Consider the following 26,269-nt stretch of genomic DNA (forward strand, 5'->3'; position numbering starts at 1 on the left):
TTTAAATTAATAAATAACTTACAATGAAAAATTTAGTCATCATAATTATCGTATTCTTTTCGAGTTTCACGTTTAGTCAAGACAAATACTTAACGAAAACAGGAACCGTAGTTTTTGAAGCCTCTGTCCCCTCTTTTGAAGAGGTTAAAGCCGAAAATAAAAATACTACTGCCATTTTAAATACTGAAAATGGTGAGTTTGCAGCCTTGGTCTTGGTGAAGGGCTTTCGTTTTAAAAATGCTTTAATGGAAGAGCATTTTAATGAAAATTATGCGGAGTCTGATGATTATCCAAAAGCTACCTTTAAAGGAACGATCACAGAATTCACTTTAGAAAATATTTCTACACAAAAAACAATGATTTATAATGGAAGCTTAGTCTTTCATGGTAAAACCAAAAAACTAGAAAATAAGACTTTAAACATCTTTCAAAATTCAAGTGGACAGATTTCCCTATCTCGGTGAAATTTTAGTTAATGTTTCTGACTTTGACATTAAAATACCGAGTGTCGTAAGTAATAAATTATCTAAAGAAGTGGCCGTTTCTTTTTCTTTTGAATTGACTAAAAAATAATTCTTCTTATTTTTTATGAAACACGTATTTCATATTATATTATCGCAGCCGATAAGTGTTAAAACCGATAACTTAATATAGTCTTCAATTGCACTCAGGCTTGACAATAGCGATGGTATTGTTTTAGTTGCATGCTCTTATCATTAGATAGAATCCATTACTATTTTTAATCTTACTTCCTAAAAGTCAACTTACTTATTCTTCCATTTCCTGCGGCATAAGCGATGCTATCGTTTAAAAACCTCAAAGTATAGTACCCTTCATCGCTTAAATGCTTCCAAGTACTTCCTGAATCATTGGAGTAATCAATACCTTTAAAACCAACGGCCACCAATGCTTTTGCCTGACTGTTTGGTACATATTGCACGCAACTGCGGTACCCAGGATTTTTATTTTTCGCAACTAACTCCCATGTTTTCCCACCATCTGCCGTTCTTATTTTATTCGCTGCATTATCATCCGGCTTGGTATAATCACCTCCAATGGCAAAACCATTTATTTCATCGTAAAAAGCTAGTGAATACATGCCTGTCGTTTCTAAACCTTGAACCATTGGCGTCTTGAAGACCTCCCATGTTTTACCCTTATCTCGGAGAAAACAATATTCTGCTCGCCTTTCCTCCTGTTGCCACCCACGTGTTATCTCCAACAATAGCTATATTGGTATCACTAGCAGCGAAAGCCGCTTCACCTTCCTTGGCTTTTGGCAACGTTTCACAAGACAGTTTTGTCCAAGTTCCACCTCCATCACGAGTGATGATTACGCTTATACAATTGTCTGTTGGATCACCAATAGCAATGCCTTCTTGATCATTCCGAATGCCATAGAATCATAAAAGGCCTTTTCGTGGTCTTCTTTATAAACTAATTCCATCTTTCCTGAATCACCTGTTTTAAAAACTAAAGCTGGACTACCAACGCTCATCATAAAAAAATCTAATGTCGTTTTACCAACCGCTCGAAATTCAAGTTTCAAACTATCATAATCTTGTTTGGAAAACAACCATCTTTCTCCATTTGGCTCGAGCATACCATACGTATTGTTTGCTCCGGCAAACGTTAATGTGCCGTCCTCAAATATTTGAAAGGCGCGAACATTTAATGTCGAATCGGTTAAAGACTCCTCTATAATGACTTCCTTAATTTCTTTAGGAATAAAACTATTTGCTTTTTTTTCTTCTTCATTTTTACATGAAAACATTGAGAGCATGATACAAAGAGTACTTATAATGTATTTCATAAATTTTAAATTTCTATAAAAGTAAAAAAGCTTCGCATTATAGCGAAGCTTTCATCTTAAAATGTCTTTTTTTTATTTTTTTATGTCGTACTTTTTTTGAGTTTGCTTATTGAGTTCTAATTTATTAGGCCCAATAGGCAGACGAACACCTACATGTTTTGAAGACAAACTTCCATCTGCATTGAGTGCATCTGCTCTGTTTGCAACCAAATTCCAAGAAAAACTAACATTAGACTTTCCATCACCCAATTCTTTTACCTTAAATCCTTTTCTTGATTTATTAGTAACATATACCCCGTTGCAATCCCCTTCCAATTGTATAAAAACTTTCATAGGATGGTTTTTATTGACGTAAATGTTTTTTGACAATACTTCATCTATTTCAATATACGCTTCACCATTTACAAGTTCACCAATTCCGAAATCTTCAAATAAAATCTCAGGGGTCTCTGTGGTATGCAAAATTCTATTATTACCCTCCTTATCTTTAACCATAGTAGACACAGAACCTCCTCCTAATACCTTGTATGAGGTATTGTTATTTCTTGCGCCAACAAACACGTAATCATTACTGTTGGTATTCGCATCGAAATACCCCCCATAAGTCACATCTCTTCTACTGGCGCCTCCAGTAAAATAATCATAATCCTTGCCTGCGATTCTAGCAAATGGACCTGTTGAAGTACCTGTATTATTGTCTTGATCGTACTCAAAAAAACCAGCATAATAATCTACTGTACTTTTTCCAACACCTCTTACATGTATTCCGGTTGTCCCTTGTGCCGAAACGCCTACAGACTCCCCTTGTAATTCTGAAAAGGAAGTTGTGCCTGACACCCCTAAGACACCAGTTACAGTACTTGTACTATTGGCTGCCATATTTGTACTAATCCCTATAACCCCTCTACCACCATTGGCATCAAAATTCCCGCCATCTATTACAAATTCCGTTCCTGAAAAATTAAGAGCCCTTACGGTTCTTGGTGAATTTTGACTAGACGCATAAATACCAATTTGAGAGCCTGAGGGATAAACGCTTGTTAACGTATTACTTAATGGTGTATTGTTATTACCAAGAATTAACGCCCCATCATTTTTAATCGTGGCGCGTCTAACAGCATTTGTTTTAAATTGTAAATCAACATTATTGGAAGTCCCAAGATAATTAGTCCCAGGAGTGGTACCAGCATTTCCTGATAGCGACCAAGAGTCACTAGTACCAGTTGTGTCTTCTAATGACACCCATAAGCTTCCGTTCCAATAATAAAATCCGGGAATAACGGCATTGCTATCATTTCCTGAAGTAGCTATATTATAGACCATGAGACCCGTAGCAATAGGGGACGGTGTTATTGGTGATTCTGAGTTTTTTGCTTGTAATGAAACCCTAGGTATTAATAACCCCTTGGAATCACTTTCAATCTGTAAAGCGACTCCATTTTGAATATTAGATGTTCCAATAGCCACTTGACCATATGCCAAAACGTTAAACCCTAAAATCAATAACGAAAATATTCTTTTCATAATTATTTTTTTACAAACGTACAAAAGATTTCGTATTTTGTTTAACAAAATACTAAAAACATTAAACGTAAGTTAAATAATTTACTATTCTAAAACCTTGGATTATAATTAGGCCAACTCAAAAAGTCCTAATAACAGATGAAGCTTAGTCTTTATAATATTCTGTATTATCATACGATTTAATCGTTTGCTTATTTGGCTCTAATTTAGCGGGTCCTATAGGCAGGCGAACCCCAACATGTTTTGAAGACAAACTGCCATCTGCATTGAGTGCATCTGCTCTGTTTGCAACCAAATTCCATGAAAAACTAACATTAGACTTCCCTTTACCCAATTCTTTTACCAAAAAGCCTTTTTTTGTTTTATTAGTGACATATACTCCGTTACAATCCCCTTCCAATTGAATAAAAACTTTCATGGGATGGTTTTTATTGACGTAAATATTTTTTGACAATACTTCATCTATTTCAATATACACTTCACCATTTACAAGTTCACCAATTCCAAAATCTTCAAATAAAATCTCAGGGGTCTCTGTGGTATGCAAAATTCTATTATTACCCTCCTTATCTTTAACCATAGTAGACACAGAACCTCCTCCTAATACCTTGTATGAGGTATTGTTATTTCTTGCGCCAACAAACACGTAATCATTACTGTTGGTATTCGCATCAAAATACCCCCCATAAGTCACATCTCTTCTACTGGCGCCTCCAGTAAAATAATCATAATCCTTACCTGCGATTCTAGCAAATGGACCTGTTGAAGTACCTATATTATCATCTTGATCATATTCAAAATAACCTGCATAATAATCTTCAGTACTTTTGCCCACACCTCTAGCGTGTAAGGCAGTGGTTCCTTGTGCTGAGACGCCAACAGATTCTCCCTGCAATTCTGTAAACGAAGTTCTGCCTGCAAGCCCTAAAACCCCCGTTACAGTAACAGTACTATTGGCTGCCATATTTGCACTAATGCCTATCACACCTCTACCGCCATTGGCATCAAAATTCCCGCCATCGATTACAAATTCTGTTCCTGAAAAATTAAGAGCCCGTATGGTTCTTGGTGAATTTTGACTAGACGCATAAATACCAATTTGAGAGCCTGAGGGATAAACGCTTGTTAACGTATTACTTAATGGTGTATTGTTATTACCAAGAATTAACGCCCCATCATTTTTAATCGTGGCGCGTCTAACAGCATTTGTTTTAAATTGTAAATCAACATTATTGGAAGTCCCAAGATAATTAGTACCAGGAGTGGTTCCAGTATTTCCTGATAGCGACCAGGAATCACCACTACCAGTTGTTTCTTCTAATGATACCCATAAGCTTCCGCTCCAGTAGTAAAATCCGGGAACAACAGCATTGCTATCACTTCCTGAAGTAGCTATATTATAGACCATGAGACCCGTTGCAATAGGAGAAGGTGTTATAGGGGCCTCTAAATTTTTTGCCATTAAAGAGACTCTAGGGATTAGTACGCCCTTAGAATCACTTTCAATCTGTAAAGCAGCTCCATTTTGAATATTAGTAGTTCCAATAGCCACTTGGCTGTTAGCTATAAATGCAGAAGTAATAAATAAAAGTAACAATTGTATTTTCATAATATTTGTGTAGGTTTCACTACCTACGAAGTTAATTACGCTTTGGTTTTTGTCTCTTTTAATTAATCTCAGAAATATCCCCCCTTTGAATAGCTCAAAAAGCTAACTTATAATAGGTGATAACAACTGTTGTTTTTGTTCATATAAAAAATAATGGTGTTGGATAACCATAAAACAACTGTTTCGCTATTATCAACGTTTTTTACTCAAATTCACCCTTGGATTCCCGTTTATTTCACTCATTAATAAACCATACACCTGTTAGTGTTTTCAATTAATACAATAATCCGTACATTTTAGACCACTACAAAAGTTTAATTCGGTATAAATACTGTTTTTTTTCCTTTAAAAAAGCTACCTTTGCACGCTGAATTAAAAATCATAATACCTTGGTTTTAATTCATTTAATTAAATTTCAGAAGTATTCAACATTTTTTACTAATGACTACTCACTGAAAACAGAATACTTAATGATGAGATTACATAGAAATTTATGCTTTGCCACTGTTGATGGTTTATTACAAATCTTTAATGAAGGCATGTACGCAGATAAAGTAGTACAAATGCTTCTAAAACGTGATAAACGTTGGGGAAGCAGAGATAGAGGCTTTGTTGCCGAAACCACTTATGACATTGTTCGATGGAAACGTCTCTATGCCGAAATAGCCGAAGTCAAAGAACCTTTTTCACGCGACGATATTTGGCGTTTATTTGCAGTTTGGGCCACCTTAAAAGGTATCAAATTACCAGACTGGAAATATTTTGAAAATACCCCCTCTCGAAAAATTAAGGGCCGTTTTGATGAATTGTCTAAAATTAGAAAAATAAAAGAATCATTTCCCGATTGGATGGATGCCTTGGCAGCTAAGGAATTGGGTGAAAAAGTATGGAATAAGGAAGCGGTTGCATTAAATGAGCAGGCCGACGTTATTTTAAGAGTGAATACTCTTAAAACGACTAAAGAAAAATTACAAGCCGAGCTTTTTGATTTAGACATAGAAACCGAAGCTTTAAAAGGATATCCGAGACGCTTTAAAATTGGCCGAACGTGGGAATGTTTTTATAACAGAAGCCTTTAAAAACGGGTATTTTGAAGTACAAGATGCTTCTTCTCAACTGGTTGCCGAATTTTTAGATGTAAAACCAGGCATGAAAGTTGTAGATGCTTGTGCAGGTGCTGGTGGAAAAACGTTACATATTGCTGCTCTTATGGAAAACAAGGGGCAGGTGATTGCCATGGATATTTATGATAACAAGCTTAAAGAATTAAAACGTCGTGCAAAACGTGACGGCGCTCACAATATTGAAATGCGGGTGATTGATTCAACTAAGCCAATTAAGAAATTATATGATAAGGCAGATCGCGTGTTGATTGATGCACCTTGTTCGGGACTAGGTGTTTTACGTAGAAACCCGGATGCTAAATGGAAATTACAACCTGAATTTATTGAGCGCATCAAAAAAACACAACAGGAAATTTTAGATAACTATTCTAAAATGGTTAAACCCGGCGGAAAGTTAGTATATGCTACATGTTCTATATTGCCTTCCGAAAACCAAGAACAGGTGAACTTATTTTTAGAATCTGAAAACGGAAAAAATTTCACCTTTATTAAAGACAAGAAAATTTTAAGTCATGAGTCCGGTTTTGATGGATTTTATATGGCTTTACTAGAAAGAAGTAACACAAAATAATATTTTCATGAAACAACACTACGCTCTAATTTTACTTGTAATTACGTCGTTAGGCTATGCGCAATTAACGCCTCCTGCAAATCTTCAGGCTTATTACTCAGGTGTCGATTTTACAAAAACTGAATTGGATTTATTCGACGATTTGGCAGTTAAAACGGCCTCAAAGCACACCAACCCGCTGAGCTACACTCCAGGTATTTGGGAGTCAAGTAAAATTACTGATGAAGACCCTAATAACCCTAATAATGTTCAATTGTTTTATGGATATAGTGATATAGATGGCAATTACGTTACAGACACTACCGAGAGATAAAGATTTGAATGGTGGTAATCCTGGGACAGACTGGAATAGAGAGCACGTGTTTCCAAATTCTTTAGCCAATCCACGGCTAGATAATTCGGAACTAGTGGTCCACCTTATGCAGATGCTCACAATTTAAGACCTTCAGATGTTACTATGAATAGTGACAGAGGAAATAGACAATTTGCAGCAGGCTCCGGTAATGCAACGAACATATCGGGAGATTGGTACCCTGGAGATGAATTTAAAGGTGATGCCGCAAGGATAATAATGTATATGTACGTAAGATATGGAACACAATGCTATCCTTCTTATGCCGCAGAAGGTACATTAAATAGTATCGACCCTAATATGATAGATATATTATTACAGTGGAATGCAGAAGATCCTGTATCTCGGAATAGAAGATAATAGAAACGCTTACCACGCAGATGATACAAATACTTACGGACAAGGTAATCGCAACCCATTTATTGACAATCCTTATTTGGCAACAGCAATATGGGGAGGTACTCCTGCTCAAAATAGATGGGGAAGCCAACCACCACCTGATACTCAAGCGCCAACAACACCAACCAATTTAGTTGCGAGCAATCCTACTGAAACGACAATAGATTTAGCTTGGACGGCCTCTACAGATAATGTGGGTGTCGTTGCTTATCAAATTTTTATTGATGGCGTTTTTTATACTGCTTCAAATGCTACAGCAACTACTTTTACCGTTACAGATTTAACTCCGGAAACCACTTATACTTTTACAGTTTTAGCTAGGGATGCTGCTACAAACAATTCACCAATGAGCGCTGAATCAAATCCGAAACAACGCTTCCTGCTACGACTACTGGTCCTGGATGTATAAGCGAAGATTTCGAAACGATTCCTGCTATGAATTCTTCTTATTCAAACAGAACATGGACTACAAGTGATGGTACTTGGAATGCAACTCGAGCTAGAACAGATCAAACTTTAAATTCAAGAGCTATAGTAATTGATGTAAGAACCGACTCTGCTGGTTCTATAACAACACCAACCGTAACTGGTGGCATTGAAGATCTAACGGTTTCAACACTTCAGGTTTTTACTGGAGCTCCCGGTATTCTTAATGTTTATGTAAATGATGTTTTAGCAGGGGATATTCCTTACAGTTCTTCTGTTCAAACAACCACAATATCTCGGCATTAATATAGAAGGTACTGTACGTGTGGTTATTCAAGACGATAATACTTCCGAAGGTTCTCGAGTCGCTATTGATGATTTATCCTGGACATGCTTTGGCACTTTAAGCGCTCCTGATTTCTCTTCAAGCAAATTTAATATTTATCCAAACCCTATTAAAGGTTCTATGTTAAATATTAAGACAGACAAGAGTACGTATTACGTGATTTTTGACATCATAGGAAAACGTTTACTAAGCGGAATCGTAGATTCTAATAATAGTGAAATAGATGTTGAAAAATTAAATAGAGGGGTTTACATTTTGAGACTTAAAACAGACAATGGAAGCTTCACTAAGAAAATAATTAAAGAATAATTAATATAAAAGCTATAGGATTACTCAAAGCGACTCATAGCAGAGTCGCTTTTTTTATTGTTTAAAACCTAGTGAATAACTCTAAAATTTAGTCTTTATTTTGGTAAAAATATCAGACTAAAAAACTTAAATTTGTGTTTTTAAAATCAACTCACAAACTAAATCAGCATGATTCATTTCTTCGGAAACCAAAACAGTAAAATCTTTGCTGTTCAAGCAACAAAAGAATTATCAACCGAAACCATTTCAAAATTGACTTGGTTATTTGGCAACCAGCCTAAAATAAATGCAGCGTCTTTGGACGCTTTTTTTATTGGTCCACGTGCTGCCATGATAACACCTTGGAGTACTAATGCTGTTGAGATTGCTCAAAACATGGGTATCGAAGATATTATTAGAATTGAAGAATTTGATGCTTGTACAGAACACTATGAAGATTTCGATCCTATGATTTCTGAAAAGTATAAAAGTCTGAACCAAAAGTCTTTTAGCATAGACATTCACCCTGAAGCCATTCTAAATATCGAGGATATATCAGCTTATAATCAAAAAGAAGGCTTATCGCTAAGTGAAGAAGAAGTAGACTACTTAGACCGTGTTTCTAAAAAAATTGGCCGTCCATTAACAGATTCTGAAGTCTTTGGATTTTCACAAGTCAATTCAGAACACTGTCGTCATAAAATATTTAATGGAACATTTATTATCGATGGTGAAGAAAAATCAAGCTCTCTCTTTAAATTAATTAAAGAAACATCGAAACAACATCCTAATACAATTGTTTCAGCGTATAAAGACAATGTCGCCTTTATCGAAGGTCCTAGAGTAGAACAGTTTGCACCTAAAACTGCCGACAAGCCTGATTTTTACCAAACAAAAGACTACGAGTCGGTTATTTCTTTAAAAGCCGAAACCCATAACTTTCCAACAACGGTAGAACCTTTTAATGGTGCTGCAACGGGTGCTGGTGGAGAAATTAGAGACCGTTTAGCTGGCGGAAAAGGCTCGTTACCATTGGCAGGAACAGCGGTTTACATGACGGCTTATTCAAGATTAGAAGCCAATCGTCCTTGGGAACAAAAAATGGAAGCACGTCCGTGGTTATACCAAACTCCTATGGACATTTTAATAAAAGCCAGTAATGGTGCTTCAGACTTTGGAAACAAATTTGGGCAGCCTTTAATCTGTGGTTCTGTTTTAACTTTTGAGCATGAGCAAGATACTTCAACTACGCTCAGCACAAGCTCAAGAAAACTGGGTTACGACAAAGTCATTATGCAAGCTGGTGGTATTGGATATGGTAAAGCAGATCAAGCCATAAAAGACACCCCAAAAACAGGAGACAAAATCGTTATTCTTGGTGGTGAAAATTATCGTATTGGAATGGGTGGCGCTGCCGTTTCTAGTGCAGATACTGGAGCATTTGCTTCCGGTATTGAACTTAATGCGGTACAACGTTCTAATCCGGAAATGCAAAAAAGAGCAGCAAATGCTGTAAGAGGTATGGTGGAAAGCGATGAGAATTTTATCGTGTCTATACACGATCATGGTGCTGGTGGACACTTAAATTGTTTGTCTGAATTGGTCGAAGACACCGGCGGAAAAATAGATTTAGATGCACTACCCGTTGGAGATCCAACACTTTCGGCTAAAGAAATCATTGGTAACGAATCTCAAGAACGTATGGGGTTAGTGATTGCCGAAAAACATTTAGAGACTTTAAATAAAATAGCAGATAGAGAACGCTCACCAATGTACACAGTAGGTGAAGTTACTGGTGATTACCGGTTTTCTTTCGAGTCTAAGACCAAAGGGGACAAACCTATGGATTTAGCACTTGAAGACATGTTTGGTAGCTCGCCTAAAACCATTATGACTGATGTGACTATCGATAGAAATTATGATAGCGTTTCATACAATCCGGATGCGTTTTACAACTATCTGGATCAGGTTTTACAATTAGAAGCAGTAGCCTGTAAAGATTGGTTAACGAATAAAGTAGACCGTTGTGTTGGTGGCAAAGTAGCCAAGCAACAATGTGTTGGTCCATTACAAATCCCATTAAATAATGTTGGAGTAATGGCTTTAGATTATAAAGGCAAAGAAGGTGTTGCCACGTCCATAGGACACGCTCCAATTTACGGCTTAATTAATCCTGTAGCCGGCAGTCGCAATAGCATTACTGAAGCACTAACCAATATTATTTGGGCGCCTTTAAAAGAGGGATTAAAATCTGTTTCATTATCTGCAAACTGGATGTGGCCTTGTAAAAACGAAGGTGAAGATGCCCGTTTATATGAAGCCGTGCAAGCGATTTCAGAATACGCTATAGATTTAGGAATCAATGTTCCCACGGGAAAAGATTCGCTATCGATGAAACAAAAGTATCCTAAAGAGGATGTGATTTCTCCTGGAACTGTTATTATTTCAGCCGCAGGAAATTGTAATGCAATTTCAAAAGTTGTAGAGCCTGTACTTCAAAAGAATGGGGGCGCTATTTACTATATTAATATCTCTCAAGATGAGTTTAAATTAGGAGGAAGCTCATTCGCTCAAATACTAAATAAAATTGGTAATGAAACACCAACCGTTACTGATTCTGCATTTGTAAAAAAGGTGTTCAATACTATTCAACAACTAATAAAAGACGAACAAATTGTTGCCGGACATGATGTCGCTTACGGTGGTTTAATCACGACCTTATTAGAACTATGCTTTGCAGATACCAATCTTGGTGCTGAATTAGATATTACAGCATTAAATCAAAAAGAGTCTTATAAAGTCCTCTTTGGGGAAAATGCAGGTCTTGTGTTTCAAGCCAAAGACAAGACTGTTGAAACCATTTTAGAAGCTGCCAATATTGAGTTCTTTAACATCGGAAAAGTGACTGAAACAGACGTGCTAAGCATCATTAATCACGAGGAAGTTTTTACTATGACCGTCTCGCGTTTGCGTGATGTTTGGTACAATACCTCGTTTCTATTAGACCAAGAACAAACGGCTAACAATTTAGCACACGTACGTTACAAGAATTATGCGATTCAGCCATTAACCTATACCTTTCCTAAACATTTCACAGGTAAACTACCCACTGTTGACAATAATACCCCTAGACCAAAAGCGGCAATTCTACGTGAAAAAGGGTCTAATTCTGAACGCGAGATGGCCAATGCCATGTACTTAGCAGGTTTTGATGTGAAAGACGTACACATGACCGATTTAATTTCGGGTCGTGAAGATTTAAGTGACATTCAGTTTTTAGGAGCTGTTGGTGGTTTTTCTAATTCCGATGTTTTAGGATCTGCTAAAGGTTGGGCAGGCGCTATTAAGTATAATGATAAAGCCAATAAGGTAATTAATGATTTCTTTAAAAGAGAAGACACGCTTTCCATCGGTATTTGCAATGGGTGTCAACTGTTTATGGAATTAGAGCTTATTAATCCTGAGCATGAGGTGCATGGAAAAATGAATCATAATGATTCTAAAAAACATGAGAGTTCATTTACTTCAGTGGCGATTCAGAAAAACAATTCTGTGATGTTATCTAGCTTAGAAGGAACAACTTTAGGTGTTTGGATTTCTCATGGTGAAGGAAAATTCAATTTACCAAAAAACGAAGTAGACTATAGTATTGTTGCTAAATACGGCTATGAAGGGTATCCAAATAATCCTAATGGTTCAGATTTTAATACCGCTATGTTATGCGACAAAACAGGGCGTCATTTAGTAACCATGCCACATATTGAGCGTTCAACATTTCAATGGAACTGGGCAAATTATCCTCAAGATCGAAAAGATGAAGTGTCACCTTGGCTAGAAGCTTTTGTGAATGCGCGATTATGGATTGAAAATAAAAAATAAAGAAGTTTTCCTATTAAATTATTGAATAAGAGACTCGCGAGTGAAACATTTTTTACAGTATATTCAAGATTTTTAAGGAATAAACAGACTAAAAACGAGCATATACCACGCCTAAAAAATTAAAAAAACAGTCTTTTTTATATAATTAATTTCTAAAAAGCACCTTACTTTAGAGTAAACTACTTAACTTTACATCGAATTTATGTGAAATATTTATTTAATTAAATGAAAGTTAAGGGATTCATTTAAAAATAGTTAGTTATTAAATAAACTTTGGTAAAACATAAATTCTTGCTATCAATCAATTAGCAGAGGAGCTGTTTTTTAACAGCTCCTTTTTTGTCTCACATATTTGACAATCCTTTATTTTATTCCTATTTTGCAAGACTTTTTAATGCATAACTGTTCAATGATAAACGTTACACGCCTTTTCGATTTCCCATATTATCAACTTGAAAAATATAATCCGGATGCTTCCCTAGTCACGAAATATGATGGAAAATGGACGCCCATTTCTACTAAAGACTATCTTGACAAGGCCAATGCTGTTAGTAGGGCTTTATTAAAGATGGGCGTTCAAAAAGATGATAAAATAGCCATAATTTCATCTTCAAATAGAACGGAATGGAATATCATGGACATTGGTGTATTGCAAGTAGGTGCGCAAAACGTCCCTATTTATCCAACCATATCTGCAGAAGATTATGAGTATGTATTAAATCACAGTGGCTCTATTTATTGTTTTGTTAGTGATGCTGAAGTACTTGAAAAAGTAAATAAAGTAAAAGCAAACACCCAAATAAAAGAAGTCTATTCTTTCGATCATATTGAAGGATGCAAACATTATTCTGAATTATTTGAACTTGGAAAAGACCACAGTAATCAAAATGACGTTGAAGCTAGAAAAGTAGCAGTTAAACCAAATGATTTAGCAACTATTATTTATACTTCGGAACGACTGGAAGACCAAAGGGGGTTATGTTATCTCATGATAATATTACGAGCAATGTTTTAAGTGCCGTAAAACGATTACCGCTGTCTCAAGGGAATCCAAAAATATTAAGTTTTTTACCCATTTGTCATATTTTTGAACGTGTTTTAATTTACGTTTATCAATATGCTGGGGTCGGCATTTATTTTGCAGAAGGTATTGACAAAATTGGGGACAACGCTAAAGAAATACAACCTAATTTAATGAGCGTCGTACCGCGTTTATTAGAAAAAGTATACGATAAGATTTACGCCAAAGGTTCCGATTTGTCCGGAATTAAAAGCAAGCTCTTTCACTGGGCGATTGCTTTGGGAGAACAATGGAAACCTTACGGAGAAAATGGCGCTTGGTACGAATTCAAATTAAGTATCGCAAACAAATTAATATTCAGCAAATGGCGTGAAGCCTTAGGAGGCGAACTCACCACTATGGTTTACGGTAGCGCCGCTCTGCAACCCAGATTAACACGTATTTTTTGTGCTGCTGGCATGCAGGTTATGGAAGGTTATGGACTTACAGAAACCTCTCCTGTAGTTTCCGTAGGGATGTATCGTGATCATCATTTTAAAGTAGGTACTGTTGGTAAACCTATAGATGGTGTTGAAGTTAAAATTGCCGAAGATGGTGAATTACTTATAAAAGGACCGAACGTCATGTTAGGCTATTATAAAGATCCGGAAAAAACAGCAAGTGTTATGACTGGCGATTATTTTCACACAGGAGATAAAGGCGAAATAGACGCCGATGGTTTTCTTAAAATTACAGGACGTAAAAAAGAAATGTTTAAAACTTACGGCGGAAAATATGTGATTCCAACGTTGTTAGAAAACGATTTAAAACAATCTCGATTTATAGAACAAATCATGGTCGTTGGCGAAGGCGAGAAAATGCCTGCAGCCATAATACAACCTAATTTTGAATTCATACAAGATTGGATAGATAAAAAAGGTAAAAAAATAGGCAAAACGGAAACAGAGATTGTTTGCTCTCAAGACGTTATCGATCGCATCCAACAAGAAGTAGATACCTGTAATAAAAAATTTGGTAAATGGGAACAAATTAAACGTTTCGAATTAACACCAGATGTTTGGTCTATTGAAGGCGGCCACTTAACACCAACCATGAAAATGAAACGTGAAATCATTAAAGGCATTTATCAAGACCTTTATGACAAGATATATAGAGCTTAAATTTAGTTGATATGGCTATTAAAAAAGCCCTGTGATTGGTTCACAATAAACATTCACAGATAGAGTATCCTTCTCCTGAATGGGTTCTAATCATTATCGCTTTTTCTGCTAATAACATTGTCAAAAATGTCATGACCCATCACTTTGTCTAGTATGTGTTTTGAATTACAAGGCATAACATACACTTTCGTTGACGCACTAAAAATTACTGGTTTCATGGTAAAACATTTATTTGACTGTGATACTCAAACAAATTAATAAGGTTGATATAATAAAAATGCCCCTTTTTTTTTATAGAAGAGGAGATTTCTAATAGCCCTACACACAATCTAATGCAAGCATTATTTGCTATTTATTAAAATTAAAATAGCTTAAGTAGTTAAACGAAGCGCTCTCCAATTAAAATTAACGCCCCTAATGCCCTTTGAATCGACATATTAACTGTCCTGATAATTACGTTTAAAGCCACATATTAAAGAATCGTATGGATTTAAACCACCTGAATAAAAACACTTCATATGCATTAAGAATAGATTTATTACATCCATTTTTTTATCAATACTTCAATAAATAGTAGCACACAAACAACTAATTAGCAATGCATAACACATCTTTTTAACAATTTGATAATATTTATCATATTTATTATGCACGCATAGTATTTTTTCTTATCTTTGAAAACCTCAACATTAGGAATTTAACTATGAAAGATAAGACTATAGATTATTTACTGCGCACCACTTGGTTGGCAGTTAATAAAATGTATAATGAAGAAGCTGCCAAATTCGATACGACTATGGCAACTGGTTTCACCCTTCTAAGTATCGATCCGAGCATGGTACGCCTTCAACGTCTTTGGGTCCTATTATGGGAATGGAAGCCACAAGCCTGTCACGAATACTAAAAAAAATGGAAGAACTTGGACTAATAGAACGTAAACCAAACCCGGAAGATGGTCGTGGTGTATTAATCTATTTAACCGATTTCGGAAAAGAAAAAAGAGAATACTCTAGAGAGCGTGTTTTAACTTTTAATACCGTGATTAAAGAACACATATCTGAAGAAAAATTAAAGCACTTTCAAGAAGTCACAGAAACCATAAACGAATTAATTTCAAACAAAAAAATATACAACCAAAAACAAACTGTTTTAAAATAATATGAGCACACGTAGAATTAAAAAAGTAGCTATTATTGGTTCAGGAATTATGGGAAGCGGTATCGCTTGTCATTTCGCCAATATTGGTGTAGATGTATTACTATTAGACATTGTTCCCGGAGAACTAAACGACAAAGAGAAAGCCAAAGGCTTAACCTTGGAGGATGACGTTGTTAGAAATCGACTAGTTAACGACGCGTTAACCGCCTCGTTAAAATCTAAGCCGTCTCCTATTTATCACCCCTCTTTTGCTAGCCGAATTTCCACTGGTAATTTGGAAGATGATATTGCAAAAGTGTCAGAGGTAGATTGGATCATGGAAGTCGTTGTTGAACGATTGGATATTAAACAACAAGTTTTTGAAAAGCTTGAAAAGTACAGAACACCTGGGACATTAATAACCTCGAACACCTCTGGTATTCCTATTAAGTTTATGAGTGAAGGGCGTTCTGAAGATTTTCAAAAGCATTTCTGTGGAACACACTTTTTTAATCCGGCACGTTATTTAAAATTATTTGAAATCATTCCTGGTCCTAAAACAGCCCCTTCTGTTTTAGACTTTTTAAATGAATATGGTGAAAAATTCTTAGGCAAAACATCTGTTATTGCTAAGGACACCCCTGCTTTTATTGGAAACCGAATTGGGATTTTCAGTATCATGAGTTTGTTTCACACCGTTAAAGAATTAGATTTAACCGTTGAGGAAGTAGATAAATTATCAGGCCCCGTAATTGGTAGACCTAAGTCGGCCACTTTTAGAACTGTTGACGTTGTTGGTCTTGATACTTTAGTTCACGTGGCTAACGGGATTAGAGAAAACTGCCCTGACGACGAACGCAAAGAATTATTCGTTTTACCAGATTTCATCGATACCATGATGGAAAACAAATGGCTAGGAAGTAAAACGGGCCAAGGATTTTATAAACTAGAAAGAAAAGCTGATGGTTCTAAAGACATTTTAACTTTAGACTTAAATACATTAGAATACAGAGCTAATAAACGAGCTAAATTTGCCACTTTAGAATTAACAAAAACAATTGATAAAGTTGCAGATCGTTTTAAAGTATTAATCAAAGGAAAAGACAAGGCGGGAGAATTCTACCGTAAGAGTTTCTCGGCATTATTCGCTTACGTTTCAAACCGTATTCCTGAAATCACAGATGAGCTTTACAAAATTGATGATGCTATGAAAGCAGGGTTTGGATGGGAACATGGCCCGTTTCAAATGCGGGATGCTATTGGTGTTGAAAAAGGAATAGAAATGATGCAAGCTGAAGGTTTAAAACCTGCAGATTGGGTGATGGATATGGTACAATCCGGAAGTGATAACTTCTACTCTATTAAAGATGGTGCCACCTATTTTTACGATATCCCTAAGAAATCGCAAGAAAAAATCCCTGGACAAGATGCATTTATCATATTAGACAATATTAGAAAAACAACAGAAGTCTTTAAAAACTCCGGCGTTTCCGTTCAAGATTTAGGTGATGGTATTCTAAATGTAGAATTCCAGTCTAAAATGAATACTATTGGAGGTGATGTTTTAGCAGGACTAAACAAAGCCATTGATATGGCTGAAAAAGATTTTGCGGGACTAGTAGTAGGAAACCAAGGACCAAACTTCTCGGTTGGTGCAAACATTGGGATGATTTTCATGATGGCAGCAGAGCAAGAATATGATGAGCTAAATATGGCCATCAAATACTTCCAAGACACCATGATGCGCATGCGTTATTCTTCTATCCCAACCATTTCTGCACCTCACGGCATGGCACTTGGTGGTGGTTGTGAAATTTCATTACATGCAGATAAAGTTGTTGCAGCTGCAGAAACGTACATGGGACTTGTAGAGTTTGGTGTCGGCGTGATTCCTGGTGGTGGGGGTTCTAAAGAAATGACCTTAAGAGCATCAGACACGTTTAGAAAAGGAGATGTCCAGTTAAATACTTTGCAAGATTACTTCTTAACCATTGGTATGGCAAAAGTTTCAACTTCTGCCTACGAAGCTTTCGATTTAGGCCTTCTTCAAAAAGGTAAAGATATTGTTGTTGTTAACAAAGACAGACAGATTGCTGTGGCTAAAGCACACGCTAAATTAATGGCTGATGCTGGTTACACACAACCGGTACACAGAAAAGATGTCTTGGTACTTGGAAAACAGGCACTAGGCATGTTCTTAGTAGGTACTGACTCAATGAAGGACTCTAACTACATTAGTGAACACGATCTCAAAATTGCTAATAAATTAGCTTACGTTATGGCTGGTGGCGATTTATCGGAGCCAACGTTAGTAAGCGAACAGTACTTATTAGATTTAGAGCGTGAAGCTTTCCTTTCGCTTTGTACAGAACGTAAAACGTTGGAAAGAATTCAGCACATGTTAACCAAAGGAAAACCTTTAAGAAACTAAGAAAAATGAAAACAGCATATATAGTAAAAGCATATAGAACCGCAGTTGGTAAAGCACCAAAAGGCGTATTCCGATTTAAAAGAACAGATGAGTTGGCAGCAGAAACCATCAAATACATGATGAAGGAATTGCCAAACTTGGACCCAAAACGTATTGACGATGTTATCGTTGGTAATGCCATGCCGAGAAGGTTCTCAAGGTCTAAATATGGCGCGTTTAATCTCTTTAATGGGATTAGAAGTTGTTGATGTCCCTGGAGTTACCGTTAACCGTTTTTGCTCTTCCGGAGTAGAAACCATTGCAATGGCTACTGCAAAAATTCAAGCAGGAATGGCCGATTGTATCATTGCTGGGGGCGCAGAAAGTATGAGTAGCGTACCCATGACCGGTTTTAAACCGGAATTAAATTACGATGCCATTGTAAAAGCGGGTCACGAAGATTATTATTGGGGCATGGGAAATACAGCAGAAGCCGTAGCGAAGCAATTCAAGGTATCTCGTGAAGATCAAGATGTCTTCGCTTATAATTCTCATATGAAGGCCTTAAAAGCATTAGCCGAAGATCGTTTTCAAAATCAAATTGTTCCTATCGAAGTTGAGGAAACTTATATCGATAACAATGGTAAAAAAGCGACCAGAACGTATACGGTAACCAAAGATGAAGGACCGCGTGCTGGTACGAGCAAAGAAGCTCTAGCTAAACTTAGAGCCGTGTTTGCTGCTGGTGGCAGTGTTACTGCTGGTAATTCTTCACAAATGAGTGATGGTGCCGCGTTTGTTATGGTGATGAGTGAAGACATGGTTAAGGAGTTAAATTTAGAACCAGTGGCTAGAATGGTAAACTATGCTGCGGCTGGTGTTGAGCCTCGCATCATGGGTATTGGGCCAGTAAAAGCCATTCCAAAAGCCTTAAAATTAGCAGGTTTAAAACAGGACGATTTATCGCTTATTGAATTAAATGAAGCTTTTGCCTCTCAATCCTTAGCCGTCATTCGTGAATTGGATTTGAATCCGGAGATTATTAACGTCAATGGTGGTGCTATTGCATTAGGTCATCCACTGGGGTGTACCGGAGCAAAATTGTCTGTACAGCTCTTTGATGAAATGCGTCAACGAGATATGAAAGGGAAATACGGTGCAGTCACCATGTGTGTAGGTACAGGACAAGGCGCTTGTGGCATATTTGAATTTTTAAACTAAAAGAAAAAAGATTGTTAAAATAAAGAGAATAAATAATAGATTAAGAGAGAACAGAAAAAGAGATACAAACACGGTGTGTGCGAAGCAAAGACATAACTATAAGAATTTAAAGATTTGGAAACTAAGCTTAGAGATTACATTTCTGATGTGCTCCTAGACTTTCCTAAACACGAAAGATTCGATTTAAGTTCCCGGATAAGTAAATGTTCTGTGTCTATGCCAAGCAACCTTGCAGAAGGATCTGCTAGAACCAATAAATCTTTTAGTCATTTTCTTGACATCTCTTTAGGCGCTTCATTCGAATTAGGCACCCAGTTGTTAGTCGCACAACATAGAAAATATATAAAAAAAGAAACCTTAACAATACTAGAAGAAAAAATAGAAGAATTCCAACGAATGACCATGGGATTTCAAAATAGTCTGTAATAGAGTCTATCTTCTATTTTCTATCTTCTTTAATCTAAAAATTATGGAAACAACAACAGAAAAAGAATTATTAAGAGGCGGTCAATTCCTTGTTAAAGAAACCAAATGTGAAGATGTTTTTACTCCTGAAGATTTTTCAGAAGAACAAACAATGATGAAGGAAGCAGTAATGGAGTTTAATGAGCGTGAAATTATCCCTCACAAAGCCCGATTCGAAGCCAAAGATTTTGCTTTAACAGAAGAAGTGATGCGTAAAGCAGGTGACCTAGGATTTTTAGGGGTTGCCGTTCCGGAAGAATATGGTGGATTAGGCATGGGATTTGTTTCTACCCTTTTAACCTGTGATTACATTTCAAGTGGAACAGGTTCGTTTAGTACTGCTTTTGGTGCACATACAGGTATTGGTACTATGCCAATTACCTTATACGGTACAGAAGCTCAAAAACAAAAGTATGTGCCTAAATTAGCAACTGGCGAATGGTTTGGAGCGTATTGCTTAACTGAACCAGGCGCAGGATCTGATGCCAATTCAGGAAAAACAACAGCTACTCTATCTGAAGATGGAAAGTCTTATAAAATTAACGGACAAAAAATGTGGATTTCAAACGCAGGGTTCTGTAGTTTGATGATTGTTTTTGCACGTATAGAAGACGATAAAAACATCACTGGTTTTATAGTAGAATACGATGGAAAAAATCCTAACGGAATTACTCTAGGTGAAGAAGAACACAAATTAGGTATTCGAGCGTCATCGACACGTCAGGTATTTTTTAATGACACGGTTGTGCCTTTAGAAAACATGTTGGCTGGTCGTGGTGAAGGGTTTAAAATCGCTATGAATGCGCTAAACGTTGGACGTATTAAATTGGCTGGTGCCTGTTTAGATTCTCAGCGTCGTATTTTAACAACGGCGGTACAATATGCCAATGAACGTAAGCAATTTAACACTCCTATTTCTGATTTTGGTGCTATAAAAGTGAAATTAGCAGAAATGGCCGCTAGTGCTTATGCTGGGGAATCTGCTACGTATAGAGCTTCGAAAAATATTGAAGACCGTATTGCAATGCGTCAAGCTGCTGGAAACACGCATCAAGAGGCGGAGCTTAAAGGCGTTGAAGAATATGCTATAGAATGTTCTATTTTAAAAGTGGCGGTTTCTGAAGATGTACAAAATTGTGCAGATGAAGGGATTCAAATTTTTGGAGGTATGGGCTTCTCTGAAGAGACACCAATGGAATCGGCATGGAGAGATGCACGTATTGCTCGTATCTATGAAGGTACAAACGAAATTAACAGAATGCTTTGCGTGGGTATGCTCGTAAAGAAAGCCATGAAAGGTCACGTTGATTTGCTAGGACCTGCTCAAGCCGTACAAGAAGAATTGATGGGCATCCCTTCATTTGAGACGCCTGATTATTCTGAATTGTTCGCAGAAGAAAAAGAAATGATTAGAAAGTTGAAAAAAACCTTCTTAATGGTCGCTGGAGGCGCGGTTCAAAAATATGGTCAGAATCTAGAAAAGCACCAACAATTATTGATTGCTGCGGCCGATATATTGATAGAAATTTATATGGCAGAGTCTGCTATTTTAAGAACAGAGAAAAATGCCAAACGTTTTGGTGAGGACTCACAATCGGTTCAAATTGCCATGTCAAAACTATACTTATATCACGCCGTCGATATTATAGAAGAAAAAGGAAAAGAATCTATTATTTCTTTTGCTGAAGGTGACGAACAACGTATGATGTTGATGGGATTAAAGCGTTTTACAAAATACGCAAACTATCCGGACATTGTAGATTTACGTAAAGAAGTTGCTGAAAAAGTTAAAGCAGAAAACAAATACTGTTTCTAAAAATAATTTTTTAGTTTTAATTACCTTTAAATAGCTGTTTCAGAAATGAAGCAGCTATTTTTTTTAGTATTTTAGATAAAATTTAAAACAATACAAGTGCCACCCCATACACTTTTTTTGATTATGCCGTAATATCGAATCCGTGATATGGTGGAGAGAAATAGCCCGCTTTTGGTAGATAAAAAACTAATGACTATAAAAGAATACTACTTTAAAAAAGACCAAGAATGGCGCGAATGGCTGCATGAAAATCATGAAAGTGACACTGGAGTTTACCTTATATTTTATAAAATAGCACATCAACATGAGAGTATGCGTTGGGAAGAGGCTGTTAAAGTGGCATTATGTTATGGGTGGATTGATAGTACTGTAAAAAGTTTGGGAAATGGAAAGCGTAGACAATATTTTTGCAAGCGCAATCCAAAAAGTGTTTGGAGTGCATTAAATAAAAAACACATTGAAGACTTACATTCAAAAGATTTAATGCATGAAAGCGGTTTGAGAATTATTGAAATGGGAAAGCAAAATGGTTCGTGGACAGCTTTAGATGCGGTCGAAAAAGGCATCATTCCTGAAGATTTACAACATCATTTTGATCGTAATAAAATCGCTTTCGAAAATTACAACAAGTTTTCACCATCATATAGAAAAAGCTATCTATACTGGTTAAACCAAGCCAAGCGCGAGGAAACCGAGACAAAAAAGAATTATAGAAATTATTAAACTGTGCAATGAAAACATAAAATCGAGAAGCAATTGGTGAAATTTAAGTATTAGTTTTAAATAAAATATGGTAAATTGAAGTAACCAACGCTATTAAAATGAAAAACCATTTTTATTTATTATTTACCCTCCTTCTTTTAGGTCTCAGTATCTCATTGGTTAGTTGTGCTTCTAAAACACAATTATCTCAAGAAGAAGAAAAATACCTTTTTGAGAACCCGAATATTCCGGTAGGTATTTATATCAATTACCCCCCTTACCAGTTTATAAATAATAATGGTGAAATAGATGGGATCCTCTTAGAATATTTTTCGAAACTAGAAGCTAATATTAATCACACCTTTAAAAAGAAGTATTATACCAATTGGCAACCGCTTATCGAAGACGCTAAGAACAATAAAATTGATATTATCTTAGAAATACAAAGTACTGAGGAGAGAAGACAATTCTTAACCTTTACAGAGCCTATATTTACTGGTAGTCATGTTATTGTAACCAAACATAATGATAAGGAGATCACTATAAAAGACTTGAAGGGCAAACGAGTTTCCGTTGGTGCTCACTTTTCTATTGAAGAATACTTAATTAAAAATTATCCAGATATTATTCTTGTACCAAAACCCAACGAAGAAGCTTGTTTATTAGCCCTTTATAATGATGAAGCCGATGCTTTTATAGGTCTAGAAACCATAACAAAATACTTGATTTTCAAAGAGGGCTATAAAGATCTTAAGGTTCATGGAACTGTTGATTATGACAATAAATTAAGCCTTGCGATACGTAAAGGCAAGCCTATTCTTGCCGACATCATTAAGAAAGGTAATCGCTCTATATCCATTGAAGAAAAAAATAAAATTCTAAACATGTGGCTCTATGATGTCGTGACACCTTATGAAGAAAAAGCTGCTTTTTTTAGCAAAATGGTCACTATTCTATCTATTTTATGTCTCTTATCATTGCTATTAAACCTATACTTATTTAAGAGGTTCAAAACATACAAAAAACGAATGATGAAAGAGAATCTAAATATATAAATCCCATATCTAAAATAATAGTAGGACTATCATCAATAAAGCTATGGTGATATACAGATTGCGGATTCACAGCAAAAGCATAGAGTAAAGCTTCATTAGGTAGACTTATTTCGTAACCAATAAAGGCAACGATACCCTAATTAGAATTGAAGACCACAAGATTGCAATGTTATACATATAAATAGCGCTTATTTAAAATTTATGAATATTCAAAAAATATCTTTTCTAAACTCGGAAAATCAAACATTGGTTGGGCGACTAGAACTACCAATAAACCAGCACCCTCATAACTATGCTATTTTTGCGCATTGCTTCACCTGCACTAAAAACCTTTCTGCCGTTAAAAATATAAGTCGGGCATTAACCGCAAATGGCTTTGGAGTACTGCGCTTCGATTTTACGGGATTAGGTGAGAGTGATGGTGATTTTGAAAACACCAATTTTTCTCGGAAACATTGAAGATTTAATAAGTGCTGCACAATTTTTAAAGAAAAATTACACTGCTCCTACACTGCTTGTTGGTCATTCTTTAGGGGGTACCGCGTCTCTATTTGCCGCGTCTCAAATAGAATCTATTAGAACTGTTGCCACTATTGGCGCACCTTCGAATCCGAACATGTTAAGCATTTACTTCAGAGCAGCATTGATGATATTAATGTTATTGGTAAAGCAACCGTGAACTTAGGAGGTCGACCGTTTACTATAAAAAAACAATTTTTAGAGGATATAGAAAATCAATCGTTAACTGAAGTGACAAAAAACTTGGGCCAAGCATTATTAATAATGCATTCCCCTCAAGATAGGATAGTAGCAATAAAAAATGCGGAAGAACTTTATAGTGCTGCGCATCATCCAAAAAGTTTCGTGTCTTTAGACGGCGCTGATCATTTACTCCTTCGAAAAGAAGACTCTCACTATGTGGGAACCATTATTTCTAATTGGGCTAAACGTTATGTTAATTTCCAAAAAAGCGAAGAAATATCCACCACACACCAAGTCATTGCGAGTTTGGATGCCGCTGATGGGTTTACAACACTCATGAAAGTTGGTCAGCATTCTATGACCGCAGATGAACCTGTAAGTTATGGAGGCAACGACTTTGGCCCTTCTCCCTATGATTTCGTATCTGCTGGTCTTTCAGCATGCACCGCTATGACGATCCGGATGTATGCTAAACGTAAAGCATGGAATCTAGAAAATGTTGAAGTCCATACCAGTTATAGTAAAGTACATGCAATAGATTGTGAACACTGCGAAACGAATACGGCAAAAATTGATACGTTCCATCGTGAGATTAAGTTAACAGGACCTTTAGACGGTAAACAAATAGAAAGAATCCTTCAGATTGCCGATAAATGTCCTGTACATAAAACACTGCATGCTACAGTTCAAGTCATCACCAAAATTATTTAAATACCACTAATAAAACTGCCATATGGATCTTTAAACTGAATGCCTTCTGTAAACCTATATTTACTCAATTGCTTATATTCCACAAGTGCCCATAGCACAAATTCTTTAACGAAATAGCTTTCTTCTTTTGACAATTTTGGTTGATGCTCGGCTAGTAAATCATCTAAAGGAGAGACCGCATCCAACATGCTTTTATACTCTTTATCTCTAAAGTCGTCTAACAATTCAAACCCTTCAGAATGATTAAAAAACCAAGACACCACATCATCATATGGGCTTTCATCTTCTTGTTTCTTCAACTTTTCAATCTTTGGGAAAAACTCGGAAAACAAATGCTTAACGGCATCACCTATTAAATTATAAGCCACTTGCGCTGCTCCTTCTTGCTCGCCTTCGTAAACCAATTCTACTTTTCCCGTAATCGCAGGGATGATCCCTAAGAAATCTGACAGTCTCACTGTGGTTTTTTCATCACCTCCTTTTAAAGCCCGCAACTCTGCAGTACTTAATAAATTTTCATAAGCCGTAATACTTAAACGCGCACTGACCCCACTTTTCTCGTCTATAAAATCACTTTCTCGTGCTTCAAAGACTATTTGCTCTAATAAATCTTTTGCAAGCTCAGGGACATGAATGATTTCTTTTTGTCTTACATCTAACTTCGCTTCTTGGGCCGTGATCATTTTTGCGGTTTCAATATCCATAGGATAATGCGTCAAAATCTGCGAGCCTATTCTATCTTTTAATGGGGTTACTATACTCCCTCTATTGGTGTAATCTTCAGGATTTGCTGTAAAAATAAATTGCATATCTAAAGGCAATCGTAATTTAAAGCCTCTAATTTGAATATCTCCTTCCTGTAAAATATTAAATAAGGCCACTTGAATTCTAGCTTGTAAATCGGGTAACTCATTAATAACAAATATACAGCGGTTAGCACGAGGAATCATACCATAATGAATCACACGATCATCGGCATAACTGAGTTTCAAATTTGCCGCTTTTATAGGATCGACATCTCCAATAATATCGGCCACCGTAACATCCGGTGTTGCTAATTTCTCAGCGAAACGCTCGCTTCTATGCAGCCATGAAATGGGAGTATGTTCTCCTTTTTCTTCAATCAATTCAATGGCATAGCGTGAAATGGGTTGCATAGGATCATCATTAATTTCAGAACCTTCCACCACGGGAATGTATTCATCTAATAAATTAAGCATCAAGCGTGCTAATCGGGTTTTAGCTTGACCGCGTAAGCCTAAAAAATTAATATTATGACGCGATAAAATCGCGCGTTCCAGTTCCGGAATCACCGTATTTTCATAACCGTGAACCCCTTCAAAAGTCGTTTGCTTGTTCTTTATTTTATCTATTAAATTATCTCTTAACTCATCTTTAATGGATTTGCTTTCGTATCCCGCTTTTTTTAAATCACCTAAGGTTTTTATTGTTTCTATTTTCATATGCTTTTATTCAGAAGAGATTTTAGATAAAGAAAAAAACAGCACGTGTCTTATTTATTTCTTTTCTCTATTCTC

The 26,269-nt window shown here is 36.3% G+C and carries 19 protein-coding genes and 5 pseudogenes; 17 read left to right on the forward strand and 7 right to left on the reverse strand.

From position 1 onward, the window contains the following. Nucleotides 1-23 precede the first annotated feature (23 nt). Complete coding sequence (locus N7U66_RS06250; protein ID WP_267677763.1) at nt 24-464, forward strand: YceI family protein; 441 nt, start codon at nt 24-26, stop codon at nt 462-464. A 281-nt stretch (nt 465-745) separates the two neighbouring features. Here N7U66_RS06250 and N7U66_RS21450 read toward each other — a convergent pair whose 3' ends face one another. From N7U66_RS21450 to N7U66_RS06265, 5 genes are all read right to left on the reverse strand, one after another. Beyond that, nucleotides 746-1,126, reverse strand: coding sequence for a WD40/YVTN/BNR-like repeat-containing protein (locus N7U66_RS21450; protein WP_313791431.1), 381 nt, complete (start codon nt 1,124-1,126; stop codon nt 746-748). Nucleotides 1,127-1,157: 31 nt separating this feature from the next. Further along, on the reverse strand, nt 1,158-1,283 hold the full coding sequence (locus tag N7U66_RS21455) for a hypothetical protein (protein ID WP_313791432.1): 126 nt from the start codon (nt 1,281-1,283) through the stop codon (nt 1,158-1,160). A 56-nt stretch (nt 1,284-1,339) separates the two neighbouring features. Next, entirely contained in the window at nt 1,340-1,813 is a 474-nt protein-coding gene (locus N7U66_RS21460; protein ID WP_313791433.1) for a hypothetical protein, read from the reverse strand. A gap of 72 nt (nt 1,814-1,885) precedes the next feature. Then, nucleotides 1,886-3,337, reverse strand: a complete 1,452-nt coding sequence (locus tag N7U66_RS06260; protein ID WP_267677764.1) for a hypothetical protein — start codon at nt 3,335-3,337, stop codon at nt 1,886-1,888. 145 nt (nt 3,338-3,482) lie between these two features. Continuing rightward, entirely contained in the window at nt 3,483-4,946 is a 1,464-nt protein-coding gene (locus N7U66_RS06265) for a hypothetical protein (RefSeq protein WP_267677765.1), read from the reverse strand. 473 nt (nt 4,947-5,419) lie between these two features. On the opposite strand from N7U66_RS06265, the pseudogene N7U66_RS06270 reads away from it, so the two are divergent. The 8 genes and pseudogenes from N7U66_RS06270 (at nt 5,420) to N7U66_RS06305 (ending at nt 14,512) form a co-directional block, all read left to right on the forward strand. Next, a pseudogene (locus N7U66_RS06270) lies at nt 5,420-6,641 on the forward strand (RsmB/NOP family class I SAM-dependent RNA methyltransferase). A 7-nt stretch (nt 6,642-6,648) separates the two neighbouring features. Then, complete coding sequence (locus N7U66_RS06275) at nt 6,649-6,954, forward strand: hypothetical protein (RefSeq protein WP_267677766.1); 306 nt, start codon at nt 6,649-6,651, stop codon at nt 6,952-6,954. A gap of 144 nt (nt 6,955-7,098) precedes the next feature. Continuing rightward, nucleotides 7,099-7,353: an endonuclease gene (locus tag N7U66_RS06280; RefSeq protein ID WP_267677767.1), complete on the forward strand. Its 255-nt coding sequence runs from the start codon at nt 7,099-7,101 to the stop codon at nt 7,351-7,353. Then, complete coding sequence (locus N7U66_RS06285) at nt 7,319-7,801, forward strand: fibronectin type III domain-containing protein (RefSeq protein WP_267677768.1); 483 nt, start codon at nt 7,319-7,321, stop codon at nt 7,799-7,801. Before N7U66_RS06280 ends, N7U66_RS06285 begins: the two co-directional genes overlap by 35 nt. 26 nt (nt 7,802-7,827) lie before the next feature. Then, nucleotides 7,828-8,124, forward strand: coding sequence for a hypothetical protein (locus N7U66_RS06290; RefSeq protein ID WP_267677769.1), 297 nt, complete (start codon nt 7,828-7,830; stop codon nt 8,122-8,124). Between the two features lie 19 nt (nt 8,125-8,143). Next, entirely contained in the window at nt 8,144-8,473 is a 330-nt protein-coding gene (locus N7U66_RS06295; protein ID WP_267677771.1) for a T9SS type A sorting domain-containing protein, read from the forward strand. A 168-nt stretch (nt 8,474-8,641) separates the two neighbouring features. Beyond that, entirely contained in the window at nt 8,642-12,331 is a 3,690-nt protein-coding gene (gene purL / locus N7U66_RS06300) for a phosphoribosylformylglycinamidine synthase (protein WP_267677772.1), read from the forward strand. Between the two features lie 409 nt (nt 12,332-12,740). Further along, a pseudogene (locus N7U66_RS06305) lies at nt 12,741-14,512 on the forward strand (AMP-dependent synthetase/ligase). A gap of 86 nt (nt 14,513-14,598) precedes the next feature. Here N7U66_RS06305 and N7U66_RS06310 read toward each other — a convergent pair. Then, complete coding sequence (locus tag N7U66_RS06310; RefSeq protein ID WP_267677773.1) at nt 14,599-14,730, reverse strand: hypothetical protein; 132 nt, start codon at nt 14,728-14,730, stop codon at nt 14,599-14,601. A gap of 485 nt (nt 14,731-15,215) precedes the next feature. On the opposite strand from N7U66_RS06310, the pseudogene N7U66_RS06315 reads away from it, so the two are divergent. The 8 genes and pseudogenes from N7U66_RS06315 to N7U66_RS06350 all read left to right on the forward strand — a co-directional run bounded on the left by N7U66_RS06315 (nt 15,216) and on the right by N7U66_RS06350 (nt 24,731). Next, a pseudogene (locus N7U66_RS06315) lies at nt 15,216-15,670 on the forward strand (MarR family winged helix-turn-helix transcriptional regulator). A 1-nt stretch (nt 15,671) separates the two neighbouring features. After that, nucleotides 15,672-18,080 (forward strand): 3-hydroxyacyl-CoA dehydrogenase/enoyl-CoA hydratase family protein, encoded by a 2,409-nt coding sequence (locus N7U66_RS06320; RefSeq protein ID WP_267677774.1) that lies wholly within the window; start codon nt 15,672-15,674, stop codon nt 18,078-18,080. 5 nt (nt 18,081-18,085) lie between these two features. Next, a pseudogene (locus N7U66_RS06325) lies at nt 18,086-19,280 on the forward strand (acetyl-CoA C-acyltransferase). 114 nt (nt 19,281-19,394) lie between these two features. Further along, nucleotides 19,395-19,706 carry a four helix bundle protein gene (locus tag N7U66_RS06330; RefSeq protein ID WP_313791434.1) on the forward strand — a complete coding sequence of 104 codons (312 nt, stop codon included), beginning with the start codon at nt 19,395-19,397 and terminating at the stop codon, nt 19,704-19,706. A gap of 43 nt (nt 19,707-19,749) precedes the next feature. After that, on the forward strand, nt 19,750-21,561 hold the full coding sequence (locus tag N7U66_RS06335; protein ID WP_267677775.1) for an acyl-CoA dehydrogenase family protein: 1,812 nt from the start codon (nt 19,750-19,752) through the stop codon (nt 21,559-21,561). Between the two features lie 189 nt (nt 21,562-21,750). Then, nucleotides 21,751-22,284, forward strand: a complete 534-nt coding sequence (locus N7U66_RS06340; RefSeq protein ID WP_313791435.1) for a YdeI/OmpD-associated family protein — start codon at nt 21,751-21,753, stop codon at nt 22,282-22,284. 98 nt (nt 22,285-22,382) lie between these two features. Beyond that, nucleotides 22,383-23,318: a transporter substrate-binding domain-containing protein gene (locus N7U66_RS06345; protein WP_267677776.1), complete on the forward strand. Its 936-nt coding sequence runs from the start codon at nt 22,383-22,385 to the stop codon at nt 23,316-23,318. A 201-nt stretch (nt 23,319-23,519) separates the two neighbouring features. Further along, nucleotides 23,520-24,731: pseudogene (locus tag N7U66_RS06350) on the forward strand (bifunctional alpha/beta hydrolase/OsmC family protein). On the opposite strand, the gene N7U66_RS06355 reads toward N7U66_RS06350, so the two are convergent. Then, a complete protein-coding gene (locus N7U66_RS06355) occupies nt 24,728-26,194 on the reverse strand; it encodes a magnesium chelatase (RefSeq protein ID WP_267677777.1) in 1,467 nt (488 codons plus the stop codon). The pseudogene N7U66_RS06350 and the gene N7U66_RS06355 overlap by 4 nt on opposite strands. Between the last annotated feature and the right edge of the window lie 75 nt (nt 26,195-26,269).

Origin of the sequence: Lacinutrix neustonica (assembly GCF_026625145.1) — a bacterium.
Taxonomy (GTDB): domain Bacteria; phylum Bacteroidota; class Bacteroidia; order Flavobacteriales; family Flavobacteriaceae; genus Lacinutrix; species Lacinutrix neustonica.

What these genes read in the sequence shown, in the direction of transcription:
- N7U66_RS06250 (WP_267677763.1), top strand. Translation starts at nt 24, where the DNA reads ATGAAAAATTTAGTCATCATAATTATCGTATTCTTTTCGAGTTTCACG.
- N7U66_RS21450 (WP_313791431.1), bottom strand. Translation starts at nt 1,126, where the DNA reads ATGGTTCAAGGTTTAGAAACGACAGGCATGTATTCACTAGCTTTTTAC.
- N7U66_RS21460 (WP_313791433.1), bottom strand. Translation starts at nt 1,813, where the DNA reads ATGAAATACATTATAAGTACTCTTTGTATCATGCTCTCAATGTTTTCA.
- N7U66_RS06260 (WP_267677764.1), bottom strand. Translation starts at nt 3,337, where the DNA reads ATGAAAAGAATATTTTCGTTATTGATTTTAGGGTTTAACGTTTTGGCA.
- N7U66_RS06265 (WP_267677765.1), bottom strand. Translation starts at nt 4,946, where the DNA reads ATGAAAATACAATTGTTACTTTTATTTATTACTTCTGCATTTATAGCT.
- N7U66_RS06275 (WP_267677766.1), top strand. Translation starts at nt 6,649, where the DNA reads ATGAAACAACACTACGCTCTAATTTTACTTGTAATTACGTCGTTAGGC.
- N7U66_RS06280 (WP_267677767.1), top strand. Translation starts at nt 7,099, where the DNA reads ATGAATAGTGACAGAGGAAATAGACAATTTGCAGCAGGCTCCGGTAAT.
- N7U66_RS06285 (WP_267677768.1), top strand. Translation starts at nt 7,319, where the DNA reads ATGCAGAAGATCCTGTATCTCGGAATAGAAGATAATAGAAACGCTTAC.
- N7U66_RS06290 (WP_267677769.1), top strand. Translation starts at nt 7,828, where the DNA reads ATGAATTCTTCTTATTCAAACAGAACATGGACTACAAGTGATGGTACT.
- purL (WP_267677772.1), top strand. Translation starts at nt 8,642, where the DNA reads ATGATTCATTTCTTCGGAAACCAAAACAGTAAAATCTTTGCTGTTCAA.
- N7U66_RS06310 (WP_267677773.1), bottom strand. Translation starts at nt 14,730, where the DNA reads ATGAAACCAGTAATTTTTAGTGCGTCAACGAAAGTGTATGTTATGCCT.
- N7U66_RS06320 (WP_267677774.1), top strand. Translation starts at nt 15,672, where the DNA reads ATGAGCACACGTAGAATTAAAAAAGTAGCTATTATTGGTTCAGGAATT.
- N7U66_RS06335 (WP_267677775.1), top strand. Translation starts at nt 19,750, where the DNA reads ATGGAAACAACAACAGAAAAAGAATTATTAAGAGGCGGTCAATTCCTT.
- N7U66_RS06340 (WP_313791435.1), top strand. Translation starts at nt 21,751, where the DNA reads ATGACTATAAAAGAATACTACTTTAAAAAAGACCAAGAATGGCGCGAA.
- N7U66_RS06345 (WP_267677776.1), top strand. Translation starts at nt 22,383, where the DNA reads ATGAAAAACCATTTTTATTTATTATTTACCCTCCTTCTTTTAGGTCTC.
- N7U66_RS06355 (WP_267677777.1), bottom strand. Translation starts at nt 26,194, where the DNA reads ATGAAAATAGAAACAATAAAAACCTTAGGTGATTTAAAAAAAGCGGGA.